The sequence below is a fragment of the Oleiphilus sp. HI0061 genome (assembly GCF_001635675.1).
In genome coordinates, this window is record NZ_LWFE01000524.1 from 1 (window position 1) to 7,824 (window position 7,824).

A 7,824-nucleotide genomic window follows, 5' to 3' on the forward strand; every position below is an offset into this window, starting at 1 on the left:
ATATCAAGGTAATATGCCTTAACCGAATCATAAGATGATAATTCGGAAACTCCTTCTGCAAAGGGTCTTCTAGATATATTTATCAGATTGATGTCGAGAAAAAAACGCTGCTCATCTAGATAAGTGTTTTGTAGCGTGTAAAGGGCGTGTTTTAACAGAAAGTGGGCACGAAAAAGGTCTTTACTCTGACTTATATTGAACTCGGAAAACGGCTCTTGCTGAATGCATTTTAGATGTTGAATAAGCTCAATTTCTTTAACGCTAGCATGATCATCAAGATAGTTATCTATCCCCTTGATAATATCTAACAAGACATCCAAGCTAGTGAGCCTTCTTGCCTAAACGGCTTCGAGGAGGGGCGATGCCTACACCGTTCTTTTCTTTCTGCTTCACTTCATACATTGCCCGATCAGCAGACTTCAAAATATCGGCCGTTTTTTCACCATTATCAGGGTACATACTAATACCTATACTACCACCAACGGTGACCGTTAAACCGGCAACCTGTAAAGGTCTTTCCAGGTTAAACAGTACCTTTTCGGCGACTTGCCGAGCATGCGCGTTGGATTCACAATCATGCAATATCAACACAAACTCATCGCCACCAATTCGAGCTAATACATCCGCTTCTCTGACGGCCATTTTGATGCGCTGTACAACTTCACACAACACGACATCACCCACTTCATGGCCATATTGATCATTCACGATTTTAAAATCATCCAAATCAATAAACAGTACCGCAACACGCTCCTTTCTTCGCTTAGCTAATGCGATCGCTTCTTCCAGTTTTTCAAAGAACAAAGTCCGGTTACCTATCCCCGTTAAGGCATCAGAATGAGCAAGTTCTTTTAACTTATTCTCTAATGCCTTACGCTCGGTAATATCATTAGCCATGGCAACAACCCGCCCAGGTTGCAAGACTGCGTAGTGCCATTCACATAGAACAAGCTTATTCCTATTGGTCCGACTCCAACCCTCAGCAACCTTAACCTCTCGCCGATCAAACAGGTTCGCAATCATTCTACGAAACTTGTTCTGGTCTCCTAAGGGCACCACATAATCGTAAACAGATTGGCCAATGATATCTTCTGAAGCCCAAGCAAAAATTTGTTCTGCCTGATGATTCCATTCAATGATTTTGCCCTGACTATCCATAATCACCATTGCAGTGGGCGTATTATCAACCACAGTTCTAAGCCAAGAAGTGCGTTTATCCAAACGACGGTTCAAGCGCCAAACGTAAGCGAGAAAGCTCAGCAATATAATCGTAATCAGTGAGGCACCAAGCCCCCAACGTTTCACCAAGTCGGCACTAACCCCTTCCTCACTCCTGTAAAGAAAGTCGTCAAGCGAATAATCTGCAGACAGGCTGCCTTGCTCGACATAAACCTTGGCAATATGGTGCCAGCGTTTACTCGTCATATAGCCTGGGGAGATTAGCTCACTTTCTAGCAAGTCTTTCATCTTCTCTGCTTCAAACATTAAATGCGCTTTTGTATGTCGCTGGCTGTAGCGTTCATAGATCAGGTCTACAATTTCTGAGGGGTGATCCATAGCATATCGCCAGCCTTTAAAACTGGCTCGCCTAAATGCTGCAACCCGTTTAGGGTGGTGTTTGAGTTCATGAATCGTAGTAAAAAGGTTGTCACCATAAAAATCGACCCCGGAATCTTTTGGTCGAAACAGCGTGTACGGCTCTCCCAAACGCTCAAACTCAAACACTTCATCAGTGGTATAAACAGACATAGCTGCAACCCTACCCGCCATCACATCTGAAGTATTAAAACTGTGCTTAACAATTTTGAGCGTATCACGCGATAAACCTTCTTTGGAAAGATAAGCCATTAACTCAGCCGAGTTGGCTTCAATCATAATAGGTTTGTTGCGTAGGTCTTGTACTTGCTGAATGTTTGAGTATAAGTTGCTCTCAGGCAAACTGGCGGAGCTTAACAAAGCAAGAGGAGAATGTTGGAATATAACCCCTAAAACGACAACAGGCTTAAAGTGGTTGTGTAAAAGCAGCAACTCACTGGTGCCAACTCCAAATTCAGCCTCACCATTAACGACGACTTCAATAGGGTCCATCTCTGGCTCGGCTTCCCGAATGGCGACATCCAAACCTTCTTCAGCGTAAAAACCTTTTTCCAGCGCCGCATAATAACCCGCAAATTGAAACTGATGTTTCCATTTGAGCTGTAGAGTTACACTTTCGCTGGACAAAGCATAGGGCACAGATGCCACCAACAAAGTCAGACTGAAAATCCAATTCTTAATCACATAGAAGCTCCTGCCTCTCGCCTCTTAGCACTGAAGGGCTATTACTATATTGTTCACTTCTCGACAATTTCCTAATATTATGCGCGACAATAGTGAAAACTACTATCCTTAAAGTCTAGCATTCAACTATCACTGACGCTTAATTTTGTTCAGTTTTTACGCGTCCGACGGCATCTAACCAGCCGCTATAGAGTTTTTTTGCATCTTCTGGACAAATATCAGGTGAAAAACGTTTATCAAGATGCCACATATCTGCAATCGTCTCGACGCTTTCAAATAAACCGGCCTTTAAACCAGCCAAGTATGCCGCACCTAATGCCGTGGTCTCGACAATTTCAGGCCGGTCAACCGAAACATTCAGAAGGTCAGATAGAAACTGTACAACCCAGTCATTGACCACCATGCCTCCATCTACTCTTAAAGTGTTTACTTGCGCACCATCTTTCTCCATCGCGTGGAGCAGATCCCTTGTCTGATAACACACTGACTGTAGGCCAGCTGTGACGATTTCTTCTATCCCCGTATCTCGAGTTAAACCGAACAAAGCACCTCGTGCATTCGGATCCCAATAAGGCGCACCTAAGCCAGTAAAGGCTGGTACCAGATAAACCGAATTGTCATAACCAACCTTCTTGGCCATCGCCACCGTTTCACTAGCATGAGAGATAAACTTTAAGCCATCACGCAACCATTGCACTGCCGCTCCTGCAACAAAGATGCTGCCCTCCAGAGCGTATGTCACTTCAGAATTCAGACGGTAGGCAACAGTAGTCAGTAAACGATTATTGGAGCGTAGTGGCTTCGCACCCGTATTGGCAATCATAAAGCAACCTGTTCCATAAGTGCTTTTGATCATGCCTGGCGTAAAGCAAGCCTGCCCTACCAAGGCGGACTGCTGATCACCTATCATACCGTAGACAGGCATAGAGATACCGAAAAGCTCAGCCTCGGTGTCACCAAACTCATCACTGCTATCCTTGACCTCAGGCAACAACTGTTCCGGGACATCAAAAATCTGTAACAGTTCTTTATCCCACTCTTGTGTATGTATATTGAACAAGGAAGTTCGAGAGGCGTTCGTGGCGTCACTGGCATGCGACCGACCACCGGTTAAGCGCCATAGCAGGAAAGTATCGACAGTTCCAAACGCCAAGTCCCCTTCGCGAGCTCGTTCATCAGCATCATCGACATTATCAAGAATCCAACGAATCTTACTCGCTGAGAAGTATGGGTCTACCAACAAGCCAGTCTTTTCAGAAATAGTATCTTCCAAGCCTTTATCTTTCAGGCTCTGGCAAAACTCAGAGGTTCGGCGATCCTGCCAAACAATTGCCGGATAGATTGCCTTTCCTGTCTTTCTATCCCAAACAATCGTCGTCTCCCGCTGATTGGTAATACCGATCCCCATTACCTGGTCGGATTCAAGATCTAATTTGGCAAGAACTTGCTTGATTACGCTGACAGTCGTACTCCATATTTCTTCTGGATCATGTTCGACCCATCCATCGTTTGGAAAGTGCTGGGTAAATTCAGCTTGCGCAGTAAACGCTACACGGCCTTGGTGATCAAATAGTAAAGCACGTGAGCTTGTCGTCCCTTGATCAATAGAAAGAATGAACTGAGCCATATTATGATCCCTAAAAATATTATTTTGTCGTATAGTTCAATACACTTACATGTGTAAATGTTATTATTTCAATATTAGCCAGGTGTGCAGGTGAAGGGTTCTTCTATATTGCACGACCTATGCTTTCGTTAACTGTTTATAAGAAGTCTGCGTTACCATGAAACAAAGTGAAAGACACTCTCGTATCATAGAGATCGTAAGTAGTTCCGGGTTTGCAACAATTGAAGAGCTTGCCAGCAAATTTGATGTTACACCACAAACCATTCGTCGAGACTTAAAAGAGCTCGACAACGAAAACAAGATCCAACGTTTTCACGGCGGCGCTGGCCTTAGCTCCACTATTTTAAATACCTCTTACTCTAACCGTAAAGTTGCTTTCCTCAAAGAAAAGCAGCGTATTGCTGAAGCCGTGGCGCTAGAGATTCCTGACCACTCTTCTATCTTCATCAATATCGGCACCACCACTGAAGCAATAGCCCAGACACTTCTCAACCACAATAACCTCACGGTGATTACTAACAACCTTCACGTAGCGAGCATCTTGAGCACCAAAGATGACTTTACAATTATTATCGCGGGCGGTGTTGTCCGCAATCGTGATGGAGGTGTAATGGGTGAAGCAACGATAGATTTCGTCAGCCAGTTTAAAGTCGACTACGCGATCATTGGTATCAGCGGTATCGACGATACAGGTGACCTGCTCGACTTCGACTATCAGGAAGTGAGAGTTTCTCGAGCAATTGTCGAGAACTCCCGCAATATTTTCCTTGCCGCTGACCATTCAAAATTCGGACGGGATGCCTTAACTCGGCTTGGTAACATTGCCGAAGCTCATCATATATTTACCAGTGAAACACCACCGGAAAGCATCGTAAGTATTCTGAATAAAGAAAATATCAAGCTTACCGTCGCCTAACCCCTACCAATTCAACCCTGCATCGACGCCTTACTGAACCTGCGTCGATGTTTGTTTATCACTTCTACATAGCTATTTTTCACGCGCCATTTATAACAATTCACGCCGTCCTATTCTAAGATTATTTTCAATTAATTTTCAGAAAGCCTAATTCTGTCACGCTTTTTCGAAAAACTGTTGAACAATTATTACATTTCGCCTAGCCAAATGTTCGTTTTATGACATAATATGTAAAATTATTAACGTTTTTGAGGTTTATATGAACATTAGCAGTGAAAAAAAGGAACTTTTCTATGATTTAGCTATTGTTGGGGGTGGCATTAACGGGGCTGGTATTGCTGCCGATGCCGCTGGCCGAGGCTTAAAAGTGTTCTTATGTGAACAAAATGACTTGGCTTCAGGTACATCTTCCAGCAGTAGCAAGCTAATACATGGTGGACTAAGGTACCTGGAACACTACGAGTTCAGACTAGTTAAAGAAGCGCTGGCAGAAAGAGAAGTACTGCTTAATAAAGCACCTCACCTTGTCTCACCCCTGAAGTTCGTCATGCCTCACCGCCCTCACCTTCGCCCTGCATGGATGATCCGCTGTGGCTTGTTTATGTATGACCACTTGAGCAAACGAAATACCTTGCCCAAAGCACGGAAGGTGAAATTTGATGGTCATGCACCTTTTACAAACTCGATCACCAAAGGCTTTCAATATCATGACTGCTGGGTCGATGATTCACGTTTGGTAGTTATGAATGCGATAGATGCCCATAATCGTGGTGCAAGCATTGAAGTTCAATCACAGTGCCATAACTTGAGCTTCGACAAAGATCTTGGTCGTTGGCGCCTAAGTATCTTCAACAAGATCGAACAGCGCAGCTACGATATTCTCGCAAGCAATATCGTTAATGCCTCAGGCCCCTGGTTAAACAGCTTTCTTGATTCAGCGGCAGAAGATATTAAACCGGCTCGAAATATTCGACTGATTAAAGGCAGCCATATTATCGTTCCCCGCTTTGAAGAACTGGATGAAGCTTACATTCTACAGAACGAAGACAAGCGTGTGGTATTTGTACTTCCCTATCTTGATCACTTTTCAATAATCGGAACCACCGATAAAGAATACCAAGGAAAGCCAGAAGACGTAGCAATTGAAGAGTGGGAAGTTGATTACCTGATTAAGGTATACAATCAACATTTCAAACGTTCGATTTCTCGTGAAGATATCCAGTCTACCTATTCTGGCGTCCGTCCACTGTGTGATGATGAATCAAACGACCCCTCAGCAATCACCCGTGATTACACGCTAGAACTCCATCAGGAAAGTGAAAGCAACGCCCTGCTTTCAATCTATGGCGGCAAAATCACCACTTACAGAAAGCTTTCAGAAGCGGTTCTAAACAAGCTGTCGCCATTTATTAAGGAGCTTGGTAAACCTTGGACTGCAGATGAACCGATGCCCGGAGTTCAGTTCGTTGGTCAAACAAGAGAGCAGATAGAACAAGCTATTAACAAGAAAGCGCCATGGCTAACTCATACTCTCGTACAACGCTACCTCAAATCATATGGCACCCTTTGCTTTAGCTTTCTAGCGAACAAACAAGGCATGAGCGATATGGGAGAATACTTTGGTGCCGACTTATTCTCTGCAGAAGTCGACTACCTGATTGAACACGAATGGGCACGCTCAGCTGAAGATATTCTCTGGCGCCGCAGCAAACTCGGTTTGTTTTTGAATGAAGAGGAAATTTCGAAGCTTAAACTGTATTTTGAGGGGCGTTTTTCTGGGCTCGCATCAAAAAAGCCAGCCAAAGCGGCGACTGAAGTCGCTGCTTAGGCATTCACCCTAAGCTCGTGGTAGAGGCATCAATGCTTCGATTGCGGGCTATGATCATTAGCGAGGGGCGGAACCCTCTGCTTACGAGCGGGGGTTAGTATCGTATTTCTGGGATAGCGACCATACTTGTAGGCAGAGGCCTCCGTGCCTCGCTGGCGGGTTAGCACGAGTTCGATCATTAGCGAATGGGCGGAACCCTCTGCCTATGGATAGCAAATAAATTTGGGCTAGCCTGGGAATAACTCTATTGGATAGCTAATCGTTGCCTGATCGACACCTGACTTCTGTCCGAAGTTGACTAAGCGCAGACGCTTACAAATTTTGCTTTCCAGTCTTGGCTCATTCAGTGTTGACTCTACTGCCGAACAGCTAGAGACCTGACCACTTGGCTCAACGACTAGCTGTGCAGTAAAGGCTCCTTGCAGTGAAGGCTTCTTACGCAGTGCGCGATTATAAATACTGTTAATCGCAGATTTATTGGCGTCCATGGTGCGACGAATATCTTCACGAGTACGCTGAGCAACCATGCGCTTCGCATCCAGTTCTGCCAGTTCAAGCGCGGTTTGAATTTCTTCAGCTTTTTCTACTTCCGTCATCTCTCTTGAGGCCAATTCCATTCTCTGTGTTTCTTGCGTCAACTTGGTTTCATCAATGCCTGCACTGCGTGAAGTTTTCGCTCTTGAGGCGAGCTTATCTTCAACTTTACGAGCAATAGGTTTTGCCGAAATCGTTTTGGGCGTATCGAGTTTAACGCTATCAGCTAAGCTACTTAGTGCAGACAACTGATTACTCATCGCTAGCAAACCAGATGTTTTGGCTTTCTCTCGTGCCAACTGAATATCTTTTGCTTTCGGCTTAATTTTTGGCTTGGGCTTTTTCGCTATTTGAGCCTTAGGTTTTGGTTTCGGTTTTGGCTTCTCAGCAACTTTCTTCTCAGGCTCAACCTTCTTAATCTCTTTCTTAATCTCTTTTTTAAGGACAGGTTTAGGCTTTTCTTTTTTCTTAAGTATGACCTTTGCTAGTTGAGGAGGCAGGGCTTCCAGCTCTTCCCTATCTTGCTCAGGTAAATCCACCCACGAGACATAAACAGCGATTGCCAAAAATACAGGAATAACCGCTGCGGTAATCTTCCCTAAGCGTTCACTCTCACCTGCTTCGGCATTCCAGGCTGGC

Annotated in this window: 6 protein-coding genes; 2 read left to right on the plus strand and 4 right to left on the minus strand. The window is 44.5% G+C overall.

The window, feature by feature from the left end; genetic code table 11:
• The 3 genes from A3735_RS06890 to glpK all read right to left on the minus strand — a co-directional run.
• Positions 1–320 (minus strand): DNA-J related domain-containing protein (locus A3735_RS06890; RefSeq protein WP_304439972.1); only part of this gene is annotated, 320 nt, incomplete at its 3' end.
• Position 321: 1 nt separating this feature from the next.
• Entirely contained in the window at positions 322–2,280 is a 1,959-nt protein-coding gene (locus A3735_RS06895) for a diguanylate cyclase domain-containing protein (RefSeq protein WP_068554484.1), read from the minus strand.
• Between the two features lie 139 nt (positions 2,281–2,419).
• Positions 2,420–3,907, minus strand: coding sequence for a glycerol kinase GlpK (gene glpK / locus A3735_RS06900; protein ID WP_068513108.1), 1,488 nt, complete (start codon positions 3,905–3,907; stop codon positions 2,420–2,422).
• A gap of 157 nt (positions 3,908–4,064) precedes the next feature.
• Between glpK and A3735_RS06905 the strand changes: the two genes are divergently transcribed.
• Together A3735_RS06905 and glpD are read left to right on the plus strand one after the other, a co-directional pair.
• On the plus strand, positions 4,065–4,823 hold the full coding sequence (locus tag A3735_RS06905) for a DeoR/GlpR family transcriptional regulator (RefSeq protein ID WP_068554486.1): 759 nt from the start codon (positions 4,065–4,067) through the stop codon (positions 4,821–4,823).
• Positions 4,824–5,082: 259 nt separating this feature from the next.
• Positions 5,083–6,651 (plus strand): glycerol-3-phosphate dehydrogenase, encoded by a 1,569-nt coding sequence (gene glpD, locus A3735_RS06910; protein ID WP_068567642.1) that lies wholly within the window; start codon positions 5,083–5,085, stop codon positions 6,649–6,651.
• A 227-nt stretch (positions 6,652–6,878) separates the two neighbouring features.
• On the opposite strand, the gene A3735_RS06915 is transcribed toward glpD, so the two are convergent.
• Positions 6,879–7,824 (minus strand): AgmX/PglI C-terminal domain-containing protein (locus tag A3735_RS06915; RefSeq protein ID WP_068637820.1); only part of this gene is annotated, 946 nt, incomplete at its 5' end.